General features: G+C 32.3%; 20 protein-coding genes. 12 read left to right on the forward strand and 8 right to left on the reverse strand.

Annotated elements, in window-relative coordinates:
- Positions 1-81: 81 nt before the first annotated feature.
- From L3X37_RS06720 to L3X37_RS06730, 3 genes are all read right to left on the reverse strand, one after another.
- Entirely contained in the window at positions 82-810 is a 729-nt protein-coding gene (locus tag L3X37_RS06720; RefSeq protein ID WP_237239400.1) for a hypothetical protein, read from the reverse strand.
- Positions 811-898: 88 nt separating this feature from the next.
- On the reverse strand, positions 899-2602 hold the full coding sequence (ggt, locus tag L3X37_RS06725; protein WP_237239401.1) for a gamma-glutamyltransferase: 1704 nt from the start codon (positions 2600-2602) through the stop codon (positions 899-901).
- Positions 2599-3195, reverse strand: coding sequence for an acyl carrier protein phosphodiesterase (locus L3X37_RS06730; protein WP_237239402.1), 597 nt, complete (start codon positions 3193-3195; stop codon positions 2599-2601). Before L3X37_RS06730 ends, ggt begins: the two co-directional genes overlap by 4 nt.
- An 82-nt stretch (positions 3196-3277) precedes the next feature.
- Here L3X37_RS06730 and glmM point away from each other — a divergent pair, with 82 nt between their 5' ends.
- Positions 3278-4666 carry a phosphoglucosamine mutase gene (gene glmM, locus L3X37_RS06735; RefSeq protein ID WP_237239403.1) on the forward strand — a complete coding sequence of 463 codons (1389 nt, stop codon included), beginning with the start codon at positions 3278-3280 and terminating at the stop codon, positions 4664-4666.
- Positions 4667-4680: 14 nt separating this feature from the next.
- On the opposite strand, the gene L3X37_RS06740 is transcribed toward glmM, so the two are convergent.
- On the reverse strand, positions 4681-5562 hold the full coding sequence (locus tag L3X37_RS06740) for a lysophospholipid acyltransferase family protein (RefSeq protein ID WP_237239404.1): 882 nt from the start codon (positions 5560-5562) through the stop codon (positions 4681-4683).
- A gap of 62 nt (positions 5563-5624) precedes the next feature.
- On the opposite strand from L3X37_RS06740, the gene L3X37_RS06745 reads away from it, so the two are divergent.
- The 4 genes from L3X37_RS06745 (at position 5625) to cmk (ending at position 10867) form a co-directional block, all read left to right on the forward strand.
- Positions 5625-6296, forward strand: a complete 672-nt coding sequence (locus tag L3X37_RS06745; RefSeq protein ID WP_237239405.1) for a rhomboid family intramembrane serine protease — start codon at positions 5625-5627, stop codon at positions 6294-6296.
- 180 nt (positions 6297-6476) lie between these two features.
- A complete protein-coding gene (lon, locus tag L3X37_RS06750; RefSeq protein WP_237239406.1) occupies positions 6477-8927 on the forward strand; it encodes an endopeptidase La in 2451 nt (816 codons plus the stop codon).
- A 110-nt stretch (positions 8928-9037) separates the two neighbouring features.
- Complete coding sequence (porQ, locus tag L3X37_RS06755) at positions 9038-10057, forward strand: type IX secretion system protein PorQ (RefSeq protein WP_237239407.1); 1020 nt, start codon at positions 9038-9040, stop codon at positions 10055-10057.
- A gap of 114 nt (positions 10058-10171) precedes the next feature.
- On the forward strand, positions 10172-10867 hold the full coding sequence (gene cmk / locus L3X37_RS06760; protein ID WP_237239408.1) for a (d)CMP kinase: 696 nt from the start codon (positions 10172-10174) through the stop codon (positions 10865-10867).
- Positions 10868-10911: 44 nt separating this feature from the next.
- Here the strand turns inward: cmk and L3X37_RS06765 are convergent, their stop codons facing one another.
- Positions 10912-11292 (reverse strand): LysM peptidoglycan-binding domain-containing protein, encoded by a 381-nt coding sequence (locus L3X37_RS06765; RefSeq protein ID WP_237239409.1) that lies wholly within the window; start codon positions 11290-11292, stop codon positions 10912-10914.
- Positions 11293-11611: 319 nt separating this feature from the next.
- On the opposite strand from L3X37_RS06765, the gene rpsA reads away from it, so the two are divergent.
- From rpsA to L3X37_RS06790, 5 genes are all read left to right on the forward strand, one after another.
- Positions 11612-13444 carry a 30S ribosomal protein S1 gene (gene rpsA / locus L3X37_RS06770; protein ID WP_237239410.1) on the forward strand — a complete coding sequence of 611 codons (1833 nt, stop codon included), beginning with the start codon at positions 11612-11614 and terminating at the stop codon, positions 13442-13444.
- 130 nt (positions 13445-13574) lie between these two features.
- Positions 13575-14114, forward strand: coding sequence for a bifunctional pyr operon transcriptional regulator/uracil phosphoribosyltransferase PyrR (pyrR, locus tag L3X37_RS06775; protein WP_237239411.1), 540 nt, complete (start codon positions 13575-13577; stop codon positions 14112-14114).
- A 96-nt stretch (positions 14115-14210) separates the two neighbouring features.
- Complete coding sequence (locus L3X37_RS06780; RefSeq protein ID WP_237239412.1) at positions 14211-15140, forward strand: aspartate carbamoyltransferase catalytic subunit; 930 nt, start codon at positions 14211-14213, stop codon at positions 15138-15140.
- A gap of 3 nt (positions 15141-15143) precedes the next feature.
- Positions 15144-15476: a ribonuclease Z gene (locus tag L3X37_RS06785; protein ID WP_237239413.1), complete on the forward strand. Its 333-nt coding sequence runs from the start codon at positions 15144-15146 to the stop codon at positions 15474-15476.
- Between the two features lie 82 nt (positions 15477-15558).
- A complete protein-coding gene (locus L3X37_RS06790; protein WP_237239414.1) occupies positions 15559-16467 on the forward strand; it encodes a ribonuclease Z in 909 nt (302 codons plus the stop codon).
- Between the two features lie 6 nt (positions 16468-16473).
- Here L3X37_RS06790 and L3X37_RS06795 read toward each other — a convergent pair whose 3' ends face one another.
- Positions 16474-16620, reverse strand: coding sequence for a hypothetical protein (locus L3X37_RS06795; RefSeq protein ID WP_237239415.1), 147 nt, complete (start codon positions 16618-16620; stop codon positions 16474-16476).
- 53 nt (positions 16621-16673) lie between these two features.
- Here L3X37_RS06795 and pdxH point away from each other — a divergent pair, with 53 nt between their 5' ends.
- Positions 16674-17321, forward strand: coding sequence for a pyridoxamine 5'-phosphate oxidase (gene pdxH / locus L3X37_RS06800; RefSeq protein WP_237239416.1), 648 nt, complete (start codon positions 16674-16676; stop codon positions 17319-17321).
- Between the two features lie 165 nt (positions 17322-17486).
- Complete coding sequence (locus L3X37_RS06805; protein ID WP_237239417.1) at positions 17487-17981, forward strand: CAP domain-containing protein; 495 nt, start codon at positions 17487-17489, stop codon at positions 17979-17981.
- 232 nt (positions 17982-18213) lie between these two features.
- Here the strand turns inward: L3X37_RS06805 and L3X37_RS06810 are convergent, their stop codons facing one another.
- The gene (locus L3X37_RS06810) at positions 18214-19116 is read right to left on the reverse strand and encodes a hypothetical protein (protein WP_237239418.1); all 903 of its coding nucleotides are present in this window, start codon (positions 19114-19116) and stop codon (positions 18214-18216) included.
- A 75-nt stretch (positions 19117-19191) separates the two neighbouring features.
- Positions 19192-21111 (reverse strand): OmpA family protein, encoded by a 1920-nt coding sequence (locus L3X37_RS06815; protein ID WP_237239419.1) that lies wholly within the window; start codon positions 21109-21111, stop codon positions 19192-19194.
- Positions 21112-21160 lie beyond the last annotated feature (49 nt).

Raw genomic sequence — 21160 nt, forward strand, 5'->3', positions numbered from 1 at the left:
AAAAACCATTCATTATTAAATAATGATCTTTGTGAGTTGAAGCGATTGTTGAGAAAAAAATTAACAAATTTAAAATATAAACTACTCAGTTCCTTTTACAACATCCATTTCAAGACCAATAACAAGTAGTTTATGAAATGTTGGTAATTGAGCACCACCATCTGTGGTAATCCAGTCGCTCCAAGTAGCTTCTAAACCACCAATAGGAAGTATTGATGTCCACATTTTAAAACTTTTAGGCTTACCTGTTTCATCAAATAGCCATAAATACGAGTCACCTGGAGTTGTACCACCAGATGTGTAGGTTACTAAAAGAGCTTCTTCGTTATTATCTAATGTTACTAATCGACGCTCAACACCTTCATCAAAAACTTTGTATGGCGCAACAAGCCAAAACGAATCGTTATTAAAAATTTTAATGGCTTCATCTATTAATTCCTCTGCCATATCACCTTTCATTTTAAAGCTATGTACATATACGTTACTTAATGCATAATCTTTAAGATTTAGATTAACCCGATACTCTTTCCAAAACACATCACAAATATTTTCGTTTTTTTTCCATTCAAAATGATGACGCCTTTTAAAAGTCCATTCAATATAATTGGTGTTTTTGTAGGCATCATAGTCTAAGGCGTCTAACATTTTAAGAGCTAAGGCATCTGCTTTTTCACCTTGAATACCTGTTGGTAGATCTTGATTGTATTTAAAAAAAACAAAACCAAAAAACAATAGGCTAGGTAGCGTAAGGAATATAATTATACCTGTAACTATTTTAAATGTTTTTTTAGATTTTGATTTGGGTTTCACAACAATAAACCTTTGTTATCTAATTAATTAGAAAAGATAATTAGAGGTCTAAATTATTAAATATAACGGACTAAGAGAAGAAAAAACACTAAAAACCGACAGCTGTATCGTCACCTCGATAATCTGCACCCCCCTCTAACGCTTTATCCTGTAAAACCATAATTCCATCGACTTTGCCAATTATCGATGAGTTACTTTCGTTAATAAAATACCCTAATTTTTTAAGCCTTTTTATTAAATCAGAATCAAAAGCATTTGGTTCCATTCTAATTTCGTCTGGTAACCATTGATGATGAAATCGTGGCGCATTTACTGCTTCTTGCATTGTCATATCAAACTCATGCACATTTAAAATGGTTTGCATTACTGATGTTATTATGGTTGAGCCACCTGGTGTTCCTAAAGTCATAAATAACTCGCCACTCTTTTCAATAATAGTTGGTGTCATAGAACTTAGCATGCGTTTTTCTGGTAAAATACTGTTGGCTTCACCACCAGTTACACCAAACATGTTTGGAACTCCAGGTTTGCTGCTAAAATCGTCCATTTCGTTATTTAAAAAGAACCCTAATTCAGAACAGTATAGTTTAGACCCGTAGCCACCATTTATAGTTGTTGTAACAGAAACTGAGTTCCCTAGTTGATCAACTATAGAATAATGTGTGGTTTCGTTACTTTCAATAACTTGTACATCTCCGTATGAAATTTCACTGGATAGTGTTGGTTTTTCAAAAGAAAAAGTACGCATTCTATCTTTCAAATAATTTTCGCTTATTAAATCCTCTCCAGGAATATTAACAAAGTCTGGATCGCCTAAATAAAAACTTCTGTCTGCATAGGCACGACGTTCCGCTTCTGTAATTACCTGAATAGTTTTAATCGAGTTATGCCCAAATTCATCTAAATTATAGGGTTCAATCATTTTCATTATTTGAGCCAAACAAATTCCGCCACTTGATGGGGGCGACATGGATATAATTTTTAAATCATCATATGTAAACGTAATAGGTGTTCTCCATTTTGCTTCATATTTTGCTAAATCTTCCATAGTTATAATGCCGCCATTATCTTGTATAAATTTGACTAGTATTTTTGCTGTTTCACCTTTATAAAATTCCTCTTTACCATTTTTCATAATGCGCGTTAGTGTTTTAGCAAGTGCAGGATATTTAATGGTGTCGTTTTCTTTCCAAAGTTTATTTAAGAAAATAGAATCCTTATTCGCTTTAAGAAATAATGGCTGATAGTATTTTAATCCTCTTGCTTGTTTTTTAGTAACAATAACACCTTGCATTGCAAGGTCTATTGATGGTTTAATTATATCTTCAATAGGCAAGCTTCCAAATTTTTCGTGTACTGCAAATACGCCAGCGACAGAACCTGGAACACCAACTGCCATAACTCCTAAAGTGCTTTTTTCAGGAATAACATTTTCTGCTTCGTCTAAATACATGTCTTTTGTTGCTGCTAAAGGTGCTTTCTCTCTAAAATCGATAGCTCCAATTTCGCCATCAGCTTTTCTATACACCATAAAACCGCCACCACCAATGTTTCCAGCAACAGGGTAAGCCACTGCGAGTGCGAGTTGAGTTGCCGCCATTGCATCAAAAGCATTACCGCCTTTTTTTATAATATCGCTTCCAATTTTAGAGGCTTCAACACGTGCCGAAACAACCATGGCATTTTTAGTAATTAAGCCATGTTTTGGTGTTTTATTCGCTAAAGGTGTTTCAGATTTTTTACAAGAAATGATTAAAAATAAAATGAGAAATAATGAAATGAATTGTTTCATAAAGTAGTGTTTAATTCTTTTAATTTAAGCTTAGAAAATTTAATAAGTTCATCAAAGAAAGAAGTAAATTCTTGTTCAAAATCTGTATAAAAAACTTCTAATTCTTTGGTAGCTTCATTCATTCCAGAACGGTTTTTTGTTCGTCTGTTCATGCCATCAAGTACTCTTTGAATACCTTCAATTGAAGCATAACTAAGCAACCAATTATCAGTCATCATAAAAGGCATCATTTTTTGAATTCGTAGTGGTAATATGTTGTAATGCTCTTCTAAAGAATTGTAAAAGGTTTCAACATAATCACCTAACGGAATATTAGAATATTTACTCCAGTTTTTCGCTAAAAAATGATCGTATAAAATATCAACTATAATCCCTGAGTAATGACCGTATTTTTTGTGTAATCGTTTAGTACTTTGGCGTACCGTTTTATGAGCATCGGTAAATGAGTCAATATGTCGATGTAATAGAATTCCAATTTGAATGTCTTTTGAAAACTTTTTATATCGTTTACCTTTAACACCATCTGCCATAAAGTTACCAATTGTAACGAGGTCGTTTTCTCCAGAAAGATAAATATGCGCTAAGTAATTCATTTGTGAAATTTACGAATTCCGATTTAACATTTACCATTTTGTAATTGTATATTTGCATTTAATTTTAATAAAAATAAGTTTAATGACACTAATAAAATCAATTTCAGGAATACGAGGAACCATTGGCGGACAAGTAGGTGATAACTTAACACCTATAGATGCGGTTAAATTTGCATCGGCTTATGGAGTTTGGATAAAACAACAACGTAATAAAGAAAATTATAGAGTAGTTGTTGGCAGAGATGCACGTATTTCTGGAGAAATGATTCAGAATTTAGTAATGAATACTTTGGTTGGATTAGGTATTCATGTTATTGATTTAGATTTATCTACAACACCAACTGTTGAAGTTGCAGTACCAATGGAACATGCCGATGGTGGTATTATTTTAACTGCAAGCCACAACCCAAAACAATGGAATGCTTTAAAGCTTTTAAATGAAAAAGGAGAATTTTTAGATGCTAATGAAGGCGCTAAAATTTTAGAAATTGCTGAAAGTGATAATATGGATTTTGCCGATGTTGATAGCTTAGGAAAAATAACAACAAATTCTGCATACATAGATTTGCATATCGATGAAGTTTTAAACTTACCACTTGTTAACATAGAGGCTATTAAGAAGGCGAAATTTAAAGTTGTTGTTGATGGTGTGAATTCTACAGGAGGCATTGCTATTCCGTTGCTTTTAGAGCGCTTGGGTGTGCATCCTGTTAAATTGTTTTGTGATCCAACAGGGCATTTTCCACATAACCCAGAACCTTTAAAAGAGCATTTAGGGGATTTATCTAAAAAAGTTATTGAAGAACATGCCGATTTTGGTATTGTTGTAGATCCTGATGTTGATCGCTTAGCTTTTATGGATGAAAACGGTGATATGTTTGGAGAAGAATATACACTTGTTGCATGTGCTGATTATGTACTAAGTAAAACCCCAGGAAATACAGTAAGCAATATGAGTTCAACTAGAGCATTGCGCGATATTACAGAAAAGCATGGTGGTACTTACCAAGCTAGTGCTGTTGGCGAAGTAAATGTGGTAAAACTAATGAAGAAAAACAAGGTTGTAATTGGAGGTGAAGGCAATGGCGGTATTATTTATCCAGAATCGCATTACGGAAGAGATGCTTTGGTTGGTGTTGCTTTGTTTTTGAGTTTACTTGCCGAAAAGAAAATGAGTGTTAGTGAGCTAAGAAAAGCGTATCCTAATTACTTTATGAGCAAAAAGAAAATACAACTAACACCAGATTTAGATGTTGACGGTATTTTAAAAACAATTGAAAACCGATACCAAAGTGAACAATTAACAACGATTGATGGTGTAAAGATTGATTTTGCTGAAAGCTGGGTGCATTTACGTAAAAGTAACACCGAACCCATTATTAGAATATATACCGAAGCAAAATCGCAGGCAGAAGCTGATGCTTTAGCAGATAAATTTATTGAGGAGATTGGTTCAATCGCAAATAGTTAAAGAATACACATTTTTTATTGTGTCTGTTTATCCCGATGCTTCCAGCGTTTATGTGTCCATAAATAATACTCTGGTGCTTCAATAATTTGCTGTTCTACTAGTTTTAAATAAATATCAGTAATCGCGTAGTTTTTATAGTCTTTTGGAGTTGTAGTTATAGTTTTAAAAGTAGTTTCGTAATAGCCACGTTTCACTTTTTTTACAGCAAAAAACACAACAACCATATCTAATTTTTTAGCTAACATTTCAGCGCCTGTATGTATAGGCACGTTAATATCCATAAAACTATTCCAATGATAAGCTTTATTTATTTTTGGAGATTGATCTGCAGCAAATCCGTTTATAGTTAACTCGCCTTCTAGTTTTGCTTTTACTAAAGTTGGAATGGTTTCTTTAGTAGTAATTAAATAGCTATTGTATTTAGCTCTAATGCGTTTTATTAAAGCATCAAAGTATTTATTAGCTAATTGTTTGTAAACAGCATAACCTTTAGCGCTAATATATTTTTGAAGAATGAATATCCATTCAAAATTACCGTAGTGCGCACACATTAAAACAACACTTCTGTTATTCTTTTCGTGTTGCTTAATCTCATCAATATTTGTAAATGTAAATCGCTTTTTCATTTCAGTTTCTGATATGGTGAGAGATTTTACAGACTCTAACATCATATCACAAAAATGATGATAAAATGCTTCAGAAATGCGTTTTATTTCTTTTTCAGATTTATTAGGAAAAACAAGTTTTAAATTTTGATAAACTACCTCTTTTCTGTATCCAATTACATGATATAACAAAATAAACATGCCATCAGAAAACATATAAAGTAACCTGAAAGGCAATATAGAAATTAGCCATAAAAAAGGATAAACAACAATATAAACTAGAAATTGCATTAATAAGTTTTAGATTTGTAGCGGCAAAGATATATTAATTTCATTTTAAACGTTTAAACCCTATGGGCAAATTAGATTTAGTTACAATTATAATTATAGCAACCAACGTTATTATATCTTATAAAGGCTTTGGCGACTATAGTTTTTTTGAAAAATATAAGTTTAATGTTGGTGCTGTAAAAAGAGGCGAACAAATACGACTGTTTAGTTCGGGCTTCCTTCATGCAGATAATGCACATTTATTTTTTAATATGTTTGCTTTATATCTTTTCTCTGGGCAAGTAATATATGAAGTTGGTAAGTTTAATTTTTTAATTATTTACTTCGGAAGCCTTCTAGCTGGAAGTTTGCTATCATTATATTTTCATAAAAACGAATATCATTACAGTGCCGTTGGAGCAAGTGGTGCGGTAACGGGAATATTATATTCTGCTATACTTTTAAATCCTGAGCGACTATATTATTTTCTTTTTTTACCTCCAAGGATTGGTTCGGTAGATTTAGGGATTCCTGGTTATATTTTGGGTATTGGGTATTTATTATATTCCATATATGGTATGAAAAACAGAATAGGTAATATTGGTCACGATGCCCATTTTGGTGGTGCCGTTGGTGGTTATATTATCACCTTGGTGTTATCTCCGTGGCTGTTTAAAACCAATTTGTTGATGATTGGTTTACTAGCACTACCAATCGTTTTATTGTATGTTTTGAAGAAAATGGGGAAGATTTAGGCTTTAAACTTAGAATTTTAAACATCAAATTTGTAGAAATGGCATAGCTATTGAATTTATGTAATGAATGTTAATTTTGTTTTAATTTAAAAAATTGATATTCAGTGGTTTAAAATCGAATTGAATCTTAAAAAAATTAAAAGCAATTTGTTTTAATGACAGATTGGCTCAAATACATATATGAAGAAATCTAAATTTACTACGCTTGACAGTTTGTCACTACAGGAATTTGATGAAAACTCAGAGTTAATCCCTTTGATGACACCTGAAGATGAAGAAGAAATAAATAATGAAAAATTACCAGAAACGCTACCTATTCTTTCTTTAAGAAATACCGTGTTATTTCCTGGTGTTGTAATTCCTATTACCGCAGGTAGGGACACCTCAATTAAACTCATTAACGATGCTAACAATGGTAATAAAGTTATTGGTGTTGTTGCACAAAAAGACGAGTCTGTAGAAAATCCTACAGCTAAAGATATTAATGAAACAGGAACTGTTGCAAGAATACTTCGTGTCTTAAAAATGCCAGATGGTAACATTACAGTTATTATCCAAGGTAAAAAACGCTTTAAAGTAGCTGAAGTTATTACTGAAAAACCTTATATGAACGCTACAGTTAGGGATTTAGCTGAAGCGAAACCAGCTATTAATAATAAAGAGTTTTCAGCAATTATTGATTCTATCAAAGATTTGGCACTTGAAATTATAAAGGAGAGTCCAAACATTCCAAGTGAAGCTTCGTTTGCTATAAAGAATATAGAAAGCAATTCGTTTTTAGTCAATTTTGTGTCCTCAAACATGAATCTTACAGTTGCTGAAAAACAAGCGCTTTTAGAAATGAATAATTTAAAAGAGCGTGCTTTGGCTACACTTAAATTTATGAATGTTGAGTTTCAAAAATTAGAGCTAAAAAACGATATCCAATCTAAGGTACAGATGGATATGAATCAGCAGCAGCGTGAATATTTCTTGCATCAACAAATAAAAACAATTCAAGAAGAATTAGGTGGTGTAAGTCATGACGAAGAAGTAGAAGAGATGAAAGCTCGATCCAAAGAAAAACTTTGGGACAAAAAAGTAGCTAAACACTTTAATAAAGAAATAGCTAAATTACAGCGCATGAATCCTCAAGTGGCTGAATATTCTATTCAAAGAAATTATTTAGAGCTATTTTTAGATTTACCATGGAATGAATTTAGCACTGATAAATTTGATTTAAAGCGAGCCAAAAAAATTCTTGATAGAGATCATTTTGGTTTAGAGGATGTAAAGAGACGTATTATTGAATATTTGGCGGTTTTAAAATTGCGTAATGATATGAAATCGCCTATTCTATGTTTATATGGTCCCCCAGGAGTTGGTAAAACATCTTTAGGCAAATCTATTGCAGAAGCCTTAGGTAGAGAATACGTTCGTATTTCTTTAGGTGGTTTAAGAGACGAAGCAGAAATTCGTGGACATCGAAAAACCTATATTGGAGCTATGCCAGGACGTATTATTCAAAGCCTTAAAAAGGCAGGAACTTCGAATCCAGTTTTCGTCTTAGATGAAATAGATAAATTGTCGAATTCACACCAAGGAGACCCTTCTTCTGCAATGTTAGAAGTTTTAGACCCCGAACAGAACAGTGAGTTTTACGATAATTTCTTAGAAATGGGTTACGATCTCTCTAAAGTCATGTTTATTGCTACATCTAATAGTTTGTCTACTATTCAACCTGCATTAAGAGATAGAATGGAGATTATTAATGTTACAGGCTATACTATTGAAGAAAAAGTAGAAATAGGGAAACGCCATTTACTGCCTAAACAATTAAAAGAGCATGGTTTAACTAATAAAGAACTTAAAATTGGAAAAGCACAATTAGAAAAGATTGTAGAAGGTTATACACGCGAATCTGGAGTTCGTGGCTTAGAAAAACAAATAGCAAAAATGGTACGTTATGCAGCCAAAAATATTGCTATGGAAGAAGATTATAATATCAAAATTTCTAATAATGATATTATTGAAGTTTTAGGCGGACCAAAATTAGAACGCGATAAATATGAAAACAATAGCGTAGCTGGTGTTGTGACTGGGTTAGCATGGACTCGAGTTGGTGGCGATATATTGTTTATAGAGTCTATACTTTCTAAGGGAAAAGGAAATCTTAGCATTACTGGAAATCTTGGAAAGGTTATGAAAGAATCAGCAACCATAGCTATGGAATATATTAAATCAAATGCTGATGAGTTTGATATTGACGTATCCATTTTCGAAAAATACAATGTGCATATTCATGTGCCAGAAGGTGCTACGCCAAAAGATGGTCCTAGCGCAGGAGTTACTATGTTAACATCTTTGGTTTCGCTATTTACTCAAAGAAAAGTAAAGAAAAGTTTAGCTATGACAGGAGAAATTACGCTTAGAGGTAAAGTGCTTCCTGTTGGTGGAATTAAAGAAAAAATACTGGCTGCTAAACGCGCACGTATTAAAGAAATCTTGCTATGCGAAGAAAACCGAAGAGATATTGAAGAAATAAAACCTGATTATTTAAAAGGGTTAACCTTTCATTATGTAACTGATATGAGTGATGTTATTAAAATAGCAATTACAAATCAAAAAGTTAAAAACGCAAAAAAGCTTTAAAAGTTCTATAGATTGAAAAACCTCGATTTTTTCGAGGTTTTTTTATGTTTTAAAATAAAAAATACTTGCTGCCGTTTTAAGATAGATTTGTTTACTTTGTAACAGTAAATATGCTAAAGAAAATTATCACTATTTTTTGCTTGTTTTTAGGCAACTTTATTTTTGCACAAGTTGGTGGCGAATCTACGTATCAGTTTCTCAATTTAATATCATCACCACGTCAAGCTGCATTAGGAGGAAAGGTGCTAACTAATGTCGATTACGATGTTACCCAAGGTCTTTACAATCCAGCAACTATTAATATTGAAATGGATAATCAATTAGCTGTAAATTATATTAGTTATTTAGGAGGTATTAGTTACGGAACCGCTGCTTATGCATATACAGTAGATAGACACACTCAAACATTTCATGCTGGCGTTACTTATATAAATTATGGTTCTTTTGAAGGTTACGATGAAAACGGAAATCCAACAGGCTCTTTTTCAGGTAACGAAGCTGCCCTATCAATGGGTTATGCACTTCAAATTGGTTATTCTGATTTTTATTTTGGAGGGAATTTAAAACTAATTACGTCTAAACTTGAGCAATATAGCTCTTTTGGAGTAGCCGTAGACCTAGGGCTTTTATATATTAATGAAGATTTAGATTTTCATGCAGCTATTGCCGTTAGAAATTTAGGAAGTCAAATCACAACTTATGCTGGTTTGAATGAACCTTTACCTTTTGAAATTGATTTTGGCATGTCTCAAACCTTAGAGCATGTGCCTATTCGTTGGCATGTCACTCTGGAGAATCTTCAAAATTGGCCAATTGCAAGGCCTAATCCTGCAAGAACTACCAGTGATTTAAGCGGTAACCAATCTGCCGAAAAAGTAAGTTTTTTAGGACAAGTAATCCGCCGCACTATTCTTGGAGCAGAATTGTTTCCAGAAGGCGGGTTTAATATTAGGCTAGGTTATAATTTTAGAAGAGGTGAGGAGCTTCGTATCGAGGACCAACGTAATTTTTCAGGATTATCGGCTGGTATTTCAATTAAAATGAATAAAATGCGTTTTAGCTATGCACACGCAAAATATACTAGTGCTGCTAATTCTAACTTTTTTGGTTTGCAAATAGATTTGCAGTAAAAAAGCAAACAGTAAGCAGTCTTTTTCAGCCAAATAATATCTTGTTTAATAATTAAAGTGAATTATTTTCCACTTTAGCACACTTTAAGTATTTTAGGCACTTCAAACTATAATATGTCAAAAATCACTATAGCCATAGATGGCTTTTCTTCAACCGGAAAAAGCACCGTAGCAAAACAAATAGCAAAACATTTGGGTTATGTTTATGTAGATTCTGGAGCCATGTATAGAGCCGTTACATATTACGCTATGCAAAACGGTTTGATAGGCGATAACGATTTTAATAAAGAAGCACTTATATATCAATTACCAAAAATTAATATTAGTTTTAAATTTAATGAGTCTTTAGGTTTTGCCGAAGTTTATTTGAATGATGAAAATATTGAAAAACAAATACGAACTTTAGAGGTTTCAAACTTTGTTAGTCAAGTAGCTACGGTTTCAGAAGTACGTGAACAGCTGGTTAAGCAGCAGCAAAAAATGGGACAAGATAAAGGAGTCGTGATGGATGGGCGTGATATTGGAACTGTTGTTTTTCCAAATGCTGAGCTTAAAATATTTATGACAGCCTCAGCTGAAACCAGAGCTAAACGAAGATATAACGAACTTATTGAACGTGATGATGATGTTGCTTATAAAGATGTTTTAAAAAACGTTCAGAATCGTGATTATATTGATTCCAATAGAGAAGATTCTCCATTAATTAAAGCTGACGATGCGATAGAAATTGATAATTCAGATTTAAGTTTAGACGAACAGTTTGAAAAAGTTTTGCAACTAGTTAGGATGACACTAGAGGATAAAGAATAAAAAGCGGCTTTTGAACCGCTTTTTTATAAAATATTTCTAAACTTTTACAAATTAGGAATAATCAATTCCTGATTAGGATGAATTAAATCAGGATTCTTTAAAATATCAGAATTTGCTGCAAATATATTTTTGTATTTCATCACATCGCCATAATACTGCTTAGCAATTTTGCCTAAAGTTTCTCCAGGTTTAACAACATGTCTGTGAAAAACACTTTCATCAGCTACCTTAATATCAGCCATTATATCGGTTGGATTTTCACCACCAACTGCTTTTATTTTATCCCAAAGTAAGTTCTTTTGGTAAGGTGTGTTTGCTGTACCCCAAACTTTTAAAACCCCATTTTCTTCTTTTACATCGCCGTTTTGTATGTTTAATTCTTGACCTAAATCTAGTACAGATTGGTATTTTGCTTTCATTGTCATAAGTATCATTGTTTTTAGATGTTAATCTCATAAATATAACAAAAGTACAGTCAATAAAAAGTTTTTTTTAACTTAAATACAGTTCTAATAAACAGTGGTTTAAAATAATTTTATCAAATTAGGCTAATTTGCTTAAAATATGTATTTTTGCACTCCTTTTAGCGGATTATTGGAAAGATAAAGGGAACTAAACTATAACAAAATTAACACTTCTGTGTGGTAAACGCTTAAATCTTCCAAAGCATACAGAATACAAACGCGATGAAATGGCGTTTCCACGAAGGTGGGAATCTTAGCAATGATTCGCAGATTTAATTAAATGGCTGAAAAAGCAAAACAAGCTGAAGTTGAAACAACCGAAGCAACAACAGTAGAAGCTCCAGTAGTATCTGAAGCAAAAGCAAATCCTGAAAAATTCTTAAAAGACTTTAACTGGCACAATTACGAAGAAGGAATTGATGAAGTTGACGACAAGCAACTACAAGAATTTGAAAAATTAGTAGCAGAAAATTTTGTTGACACTTTAGATGATGAAGTTGTTGAGGGTACAGTAGTTCACATCACAGACCGTGATGCAATTATCGACATCAATGCAAAATCTGAAGGTGTTATTTCTTTAAACGAATTTCGTTACAATCCTAACTTATCAGTTGGCGATAAAGTAGAAGTATTAATTGATGTGCGTGAAGATGCAACTGGTCAATTAGTATTATCTCACAGAAAAGCTCGTGTAATTAAAGCTTGGGATCGTGTAAATAAAGCTCACGAAACTGGTGAAATTGTTAACGGTTTTGTTAAATGCAGAACTAAAGGTGGTATGATTGTAGATGTTTTTGGTATTGAAGCATTCTTACCAGGTTCTCAAATTGACGTGAAGCCAATTAGAGATTATGATCAGTACGTAAATAAAACTATGGAATTTAAAGTGGTGAAAATTAATCACGAATTTAAAAACGTAGTAGTTTCTCATAAAGCCTTAATTGAAGCTGATATTGAAGAACAAAAGAAAGAAATTATTGGTCAATTAGAAAAAGGTCAAGTACTAGAAGGTGTGGTTAAAAACATTACATCTTATGGTGTATTTATAGATCTTGGTGGCGTTGATGGATTAATTCATATCACAGACTTATCGTGGTCTAGAATTAATCACCCTAACGAAATTGTAGAACTAGACCAAAAACTTAATGTTGTAATTCTTGATTTTGATGAAAATAAATCAAGAATCCAATTAGGGTTAAAACAATTAAGCAAACACCCATGGGAAGCTCTTGCAGAAGAGGTTAAAGTTGGTGATAAAGTAAAAGGTAAAGTTGTAGTAATTGCAGATTATGGTGCATTTATTGAAGTTGCAGACGGTGTTGAAGGATTAATTCACGTTTCAGAAATGTCATGGTCTACGCATTTACGCTCTGCTCAAGATTTCGTATCTGTTGGAGACGAAGTTGAAGCTCAAATTTTAACTCTAGATAGAGAAGACAGAAAAATGTCTCTTGGTATTAAACAATTAACACCAGATCCGTGGACAGATATTACTGCTAAATATCCATTAGCTTCTAAGCACACTGGTATAGTACGTAACTTTACAAACTTTGGTGTTTTTGTTGAATTAGAAGAAGGCATTGACGGATTGATTTATATCTCAGATTTATCTTGGACTAAGAAAATAAAACACCCATCTGAGTTCTGTGCAGTTGGTGATAAATTAGACGTTGTAGTATTAGAATTGGATGTTGAAGGGCGTAAATTATCTTTAGGTCATAAACAAACAACTGAAAACCCTTGGGATAAATATGAAACAGAATTTGCTTTAGAAACAGTGCATACTGCAGTATTAACTGAAATTGTTGATAAAGGTGCTACGGTTGTTTTTAACGAAGATATCGTTGCATTTGTACCATCTCGTCATCTTGAAAAAGAAGATGGAAGTAAGCTTAAAAAAGGAGAAACAGCAGAGTTTAAAGTTATTGAATTCAATAAAGAATTTAAACGTGTTGTAGCTTCTCATACGGCGATCTTTAAAGCAGAAGAAATTAAGAATGTAAAAGCAGCAGCTAAAAAAGCCGCTACCGCAGCAGCTGAGGCTAAACCAACTTTAGGTGATGCTAATGATGCTTTACAAGCTCTTAAAGATAAAATGGACGGAAAGAAATAATAATTTCCTATTTATAATATAAAACCAAAGCCTTCAAGAAATTGAGGGCTTTTTTTATTAAACATTTTTAAAGACTTCAAATTTTAAAATTTTGCATTACCTTTGTACACCAAATACGTTTGGATAGTATATGAGTCAAAAAGTTTTACTTAACGCAAAAGAGGTAAACATCATTCTTCATCGATTGGCTTGTCAACTCATTGAAAAACATAACAATTTCTCTAACACCGTTTTAATTGGCTTACAGCCTCGTGGTGTTTTTTTAGCTGATAGATTAGCAAAAATACTAACTAAAGATTACAAGGTTAAAAACATTAAACTTGGGCATTTAGACATAACGTTTTATAGAGATGATTTTCGCAGAAGCGATAAACCTTTAGAGGCTAATGCCACTAAAATTAATTTTTTAGTTGAAGATAAAAACATTGTATTTATTGATGATGTCTTGTATACAGGACGAAGTATTAGAGCAGCTTTAACAGCAATTCAATCCTTTGGAAGACCAAACGAAATAGAATTATTAACGCTAATTGACAGGCGTTTTAGTAGGCATTTACCTATTCAACCAGATTATAGAGGCAGACAAGTAGATGTTATAAATAATGAAAAAGTAAAGGTAAACTGGAAAGAGTATGACGATGAAGATTCGGTTTACTTAATTGAAAAATGATGAGCTTGAAGACAGGAGCGCGGAGTTAGAAATTCTTGTCAGGTTGAGCGCAGTCGAAACCTAATACTTTAATAAAAATATCTAATAAGAACTACAATGAGCGAATTAAGTGTAAATCACTTATTAGGAATTAAATATCTTAACAAAGAGGATATTCAATTGATTTTTGAAACTGCCGATCATTTTAAAGAAGTGATTAACAGACCTATTAAAAAAGTTCCTTCGCTTAGAGATATTACTATTGCCAACTTATTTTTTGAAAATTCTACCAGAACAAAATTATCTTTTGAACTAGCTGAAAAACGCTTATCTGCTGATGTGATTAATTTTTCATCATCACAATCTTCAGTAAAAAAAGGCGAAACTTTAATTGATACTGTAAATAATATTTTATCAATGAAAGTAGATATGGTTGTTATGCGACATCCAAATCCTGGAGCTGGTGTGTTTTTATCTAAACATGTAAAGGCAAGTATTATTAATGCAGGCGATGGTGCTCACGAACATCCTACGCAAGCCTTATTAGATTCGTATTCTATTCGAGAACGATTAGGAGATGTAAAAGGCAAAAAAGTGGTTATTGTGGGTGATATTTTGCATAGTAGAGTAGCTCTCTCAAATATATTTGCACTACAATTACAAGGTGCACAAGTTATGGTTTGCGGCCCAAAAACTTTAATTCCAAAGCATATTAATGAACTTGGAGTAAAAGTTGAAACAAACTTACGTAAAGCGTTGAATTGGTGTGATGTAGCTAATATGCTTCGAGTGCAAAACGAGCGTATGGATATTAGCTATTTTCCATCAACCCGAGAGTACACACAGCAGTTTGGGGTTAATAAAGATTTACTAGATTCTTTAGACAAAGAAATCACTATTATGCATCCAGGGCCTATTAATAGAGGCGTGGAAATTACTAGCGATGTTGCCGATTCTAAACAAGCTATTATCTTAAATCAGGTTGAAAATGGCGTTGCTGTAAGAATGGCAGTAATTTACTTATTAGCTTCAAAAATTAAACAGTAAAACATGATTTTAGATCAGAACGGAAATATTTCAATTATAACTCAAGAAAAAGCTACAATAATTGAATTAGTAAAAAAAATTCAAGTGTTGTATCCTAAATTTAAGGGTAATAATATTATTGTTTCATTAACTACACTTGAAAAAATTAGCTTATCGGAAATTTTAGAGTTCTTAGAGCTTTCAAATACGCATAGAGCTTCAAAACAATCACTTGTTATCGTTTCGGATAAAGTAAATTTAGATGAAGTTCCAGACGAAATTATTGTGGTGCCTACCTTACGAGAAGCTTATGATATTATTGAAATGGAAGATATGGAGCGTGATTTAGGATTTTAAACAATGTGGATTTGTTTGCTGTTAAGTTGTTAAGTCCATTAAGCAACAGCTAAACAACAATCAACTTAACGATTAACGATTAATGAAATTAACCATATTAGGCTGCTACAGCGCTACACCGCGCACTTTAAACAATACCACTTCTCAGGTTTTAGAAATTAATAACCACATGTTTTTAATTGATTGTGGAGAAGGCACACAAGTGCAACTTCGTAAGCATAAAATTAAATTCAACAGAATTAAGCACATTTTTATATCGCATTTACATGGCGACCATTTTTTTGGTTTAGTTGGTTTAATCTCAACTTTCAGGTTGTTAACACGTGAAGCAGATTTGCATATTTACGGACCAAAAGGCATAAAAGAAGTGGTGACGCTTCAAATGAAATTAGCCGATTCTTGGACAAATTATAAACTTATTTTCCATGAGTTAACATCTGAAAATTCAGAATTAATTTTTGAAGATGATTTAGTAGAAGTGCATACCATTCCTTTAAATCACCGTGTTTACACCAATGGTTTTTTATTTAAAGAAAAAGAAGGTGACCGTAAATTGGATATAAACGCTGTTGAAGCTGCCAATATTAATATTGCCTATTATACCAAGCTAAAACAAGGCTTTAATGTAAAAAATAACGACGGAGTTTTAATAGACAACAAAAAGGTAACTACACCAGCTAATAAACCTAAAAGTTATGCCTTTTGTAGTGACACAATGTATAAAGAGGATATAGTACCTATTATAAAAAATGTCGATGTATTGTACCATGAATCTACTTTTTTAGAAAAGCATGCACATTTAGGGCCAAAAACAAAACACTCAACAGCAAAAGAAGCTGCTAAAATTGCTAGACTAGCTAATACTGGCACATTGTTACTTGGGCATTATTCAACACGGTATGATGGTTTAAAGGCCTTTAAAGAAGAGGCCCAAGAAGTTTTTAATAATGTAGAGTTGAGCGAAGACGGTAAAACTTTCGAATTTAATTAAGTTCTTTTAAGCTTGTATAGCGTTTAATGTTTTTTTAGCAAATGATCTTTCTATAAGCATTGTATTATACAAAGCAATTAAGTTTGGGTTATTTTCAACCAAAAACGCACGAATAATAAAAATGAAGCCAGCAAGTGTTTCTACAAAAAGCATTTTGTGTAAATTTGAATATTCAAAGTTACAATTTATTTGATTTTTTAAAATTTATGCAAAAAGATTTAAGTGATTATAGAAAATCTTATGAGAAAGGCGAATTGCTTTTAGCAGATGTTCCAGAAAACCCAATGGAATTATTTCAAAAGTGGTTTTATGAGGTAGATAAGTTTTTTGTTGAAGATGAAACCAATGCGATGACGGTTTCAACTATTGGAAAAGATGGTTACCCAAAGAATAGGGTAGTACTACTTAAAAAATACACTTATGAAGGCTTTATATTTTATACCAATTATAAAAGTGAAAAAGGACTAGCTATTGCAGAAAACCCTAAGGTTTGCTTATCTTTTTTTTGGCATGGTGCCGAAAGGCAAATAATAATAAAAGGTAACGCAGAAAAAATTGCAGAAAATTTAAGCGATGGGTATTTTGAATCTAGACCTCGCGGAAGCCAATTGGGAGCTTTAGTTTCTAATCAAAGTGAAACTATTGAAAATCGAGAATATCTTGAAAATAAACTACAGAACCTTGAGAAAAAATTTGAAGGCAAAGAGATTCCACGTCCAGTTTATTGGGGTGGATATATAGTTAAGCCAGTTGAAATTGAATTTTGGCAAGGTCGCCCAAATAGATTACATGATAGAATTAGCTATAAATTACAAAAAGATTATAACTGGCTAATTCATCGATTATCTCCTTAAATATCAGTTAAAATGCATATTTGTTAATTTCGATACTACATTTAAACGGTAAAAAATGCTTTTTATCGATTTTTAGTTTGTCGTTCATCGATTTTGCACTCCAAAGTATTTGCAGGCTGCATATGGTTAATAACTTTATAAGACCAAATCTAAATTTACCTACTTATGAAGTTATTAAAAAAGCTACCGTTACTGGCATTGTTAGCTATTTTGACATTTTCTTGTTCAACAGATAGCATTGATGATAAAGCAGACGCTCTTGTAGAAAACTTAGTTGTACCGCCTACAAAAGAAATTGAAACCAAAATTTTAGAGCTTATTAATAATCACAGATTATCATTAGGCTTAAATCCATTAGGAGATTTAACAATTGTAAAATCTGTTGCGTATAGCCATACTGATTATATGGTTGATAAAGATGAAATATCGCATGATAATTTTTATACACGAAGTAACTATTTAAAAGCTAATGCTGGTGCTAAAAAAGTATCAGAGAATGTGGCTTATGGTTATAGTAAAGCAGAATCTGTTGTAAACGCTTGGATAAAAAGTGATAGCCACAGAAAAAATATTGAAGGTGATTTTACAAACTTTAATATATCGGCAGAAAAGAATGAAGAAGGAAAATGGTATTACACAAACATTTTCATAAAAAAATAAATTGTTTTATAAACAATAACAACATAACCTTTTAATTTACTGATTTTTAGCAAAACGCTGCATTAGGTATGCAGTACAAGGAATTAACTGGTTATTTTTTAATAACTATGTAGTTATTGAATTTAGATTCAGGTATAAAACCCTCTCAGTTTTCTGAGAGGGTTTTTTGATTTATTTTACATAAAGCACGTTAGAATGAGCAATAAATGATAGATAGTACCATGTTAACTTATTATATATACTTTTCAATTTTATTAAAATTTTTCAGAGTTTTTAGCACCCATAATGTTTGTATTCCAGCCCATTCTAATTTTGTCCCTTCACTAATCCCATACCAAGTATCCCAACGTCCATCATTTTTTTGTCTATTAATTAGTTCTTTTAGATCAGATTCAATAGTTTCTTTAGTAAATAAAGAATATAGTATGCTTTGAGAAGAATGGGCATAATTTAAACTATGTGGTTTTCCATAAAGCCCCCAACCTTTATCAGTTTTGTCTTCAAAAATAATTCCATTATTCAATATCCATTTTTTAAGGCTATGTATTATTTTTTCAGCATTTTCACGACTTTTTGTGTGTTCTAAAAAAGTCAACCACCTTGGGACGCACAAATAACAAAAAACATGCTTATCTTGAATTCGTTCAAATTCACTCCAAACAAACTGTTCTGCTTTTTTCATCCAAGGAATATCAATCTTATACTTTTCCAAAATTCCAAGCAATGGAGCAGTAGTACTTAAAGCAGCCCATTCTTTAACTGTTTTAAAATGCTCTTCGCATGGGTAGTTGCTTTTGGGTCTAAACATCCATGGAATACCTCCTTTTTCTGTTGTTATGCTTTCAAAATAAGGCATAAAGTCATTTAGAATCATTTCTTTGGTTAGATAACCAACTTCATCGAGTGTTTCAAGAGCCATGATGCTAAATAGGGGTTGACTTTCTGGGGATGCTGTATCTGGTTCCATTCCGTGTCCAAATCCTCCATCAGGGTTTCTGTAGGCATAAACTGCGTGAAAAACACCTTCCATATCTCCATTTACAAAATGAAATTCAAACAAACGCCTTTCAATCATTCTTGCATTTGTCAAGATGAAATCTCTTGCTTTTAGGAAGTCGCTTTTCGGTAAAATCATTTTGTTTTTAAGGATGGCTTAAATTATAAATAACTAAAGGGTTAGAATTATTATAATTATGAATTTAGCTTTATGTTATTCCATTTTAACCACAATAAATTGTGTACGTCTGTTTAGCTGATGTTGGTCTTCGTTACAGTTTATAGTGCCATCACAATCATTTGTTAATTTACGCTCGCCAAAACCATCATATTCGGTTATTCTCGATGCATCAACACCATTAGCTATTAAATACTTGTAAGTGGCATTAGCTCTTTCTTTTGAAAGCTTATTGTTGTAAGCATATGTGCCTCTAGAATCAGTATGCGATTCTATTTTAATAACCATGTTTGGATACTTGTTCATCATTAAATCAACAATTCTATCTAACTCTGCTGTGCTTTCACGACGAATATCATATTTATTAAAATCGAAGTAAATAGGGTAGAGCTCTGTTATTGGTAATTCTTTTTCTACAACAGGGTTTAAAACAAAATCAGCATTAATGCTAGTTACACTGTTTTCAACACCTTTTGTGGTTACCATCCTAGAATCGTCAATATAATTGTCTTTTTTAGTATTTAGTTTGTAATCGGTATCTCTATCAATATTGATTTCAAAATGTCCGTTTTCATCGGTTTGCAAATCTGCTATTTTATTATCGTTACTATCGAGTAAGGTAACAACAGCATTTGGGACTGGTGCGTTAGTATTAGCATCAGTAATTGTGCCTTCTATTTTTAATTGTGGAATTCTGTCGTAGGCATATATATCGTCACCTCCAACACCGCCATCTCTATTGGATGCAAAGAAGCCAGATAACCCATCATCATTCATAAAAAATGAAAAATCATCTTTACTTGAATTTACGGGAACGCCTAGATTTAAAACACTAATCATGTTATTGTTGGCATCTGAAACGGTTCCGAAAATATCTAACAAGCCTAAACCTGCATGTCCGTCTGAAGAGAAAAACAATGCATTCTCGCTATTTACAAACGGGAACATTTCATTTTTATCGGTGTTTACTACACTTCCTAAATTTTGAGGTTCTCCTAAAGAGCCGTCGTTATTAATATCAACATAATAAATATCAGAACCACCATAGCCTCCAGACCTATCTGAAGTGAAATACAATTTAGTGTCATCACTATTTAATGCTGGATGACCAGTGGAGTAGGAGTTGCTGTTAAAACTAAGTTCCTCAACATTTTTCCATTCTCCATCAACCAATGATGCTTTATAAATTTTTAAATGTGTCATGCCTTCATCATCTTTTCCTAAAACATTTTTATTAAAATCGTTTCTAGAAAAGTACATGGTTTTCCCATCTTTAGTAATAGTTAATGGACCATCGTGATATATTGAATTTATATCACCTTTTATTTTAGATTTGTGATTAATTATACTATCAGTTCGATTTTGAACTGTATAAATATCTAAAAAAGGTTCTTCGTTCCAACCGTAAATATGTTTTGTTGAAACGCCAACATCTTTTGAAGATGCAAAATAAATAATTCCATTCTGCTCGAAAGCACCAAAATCACTATATTTTGAATTGAAATTAACATCAGCTAAAAAGTATTGCTGTTTAGCATTAAATATTGATGTTATAAAATCGCTATCTTTTAAATATTTGTCTTTTTTTACAACACCACCAGCATCTTTAAAACGTCTTAACCAAACACGAGATTGTTTGTAGTCTTTAACACCACGTAAAGCCTGTGCATAGTTGTAATAATACTCAATAGGGATGTTGTTTTGTTGAACTGCTTTTTGATAATACACAACAGCGCTATCTGGATTACGCATATAGGCATAACTATCAGCTAACTGTCTAGTAGCATAATCTGCATTAAAGTCTTTTTCAATAAGATTATGGTAGACTTCAGCTGCACTCACAAATGAGAATTTATTAAATAAATTATCAGCTTTTTTTTGTGACCCATATTGCGCAGAAGCGGTAAAACATAGCAATAATATTATGCAGGTTAGTATGTAGTTTTTTAATTTCATTGGGACGATATTTTAATTAAAAAATATTTATTTGTTTACACAATTAGGC

It is taken from the genome of Wocania arenilitoris, assembly GCF_021728535.1.
Classification (GTDB): Bacteria; Bacteroidota; Bacteroidia; order Flavobacteriales; family Flavobacteriaceae; genus Wocania_A; species Wocania_A arenilitoris.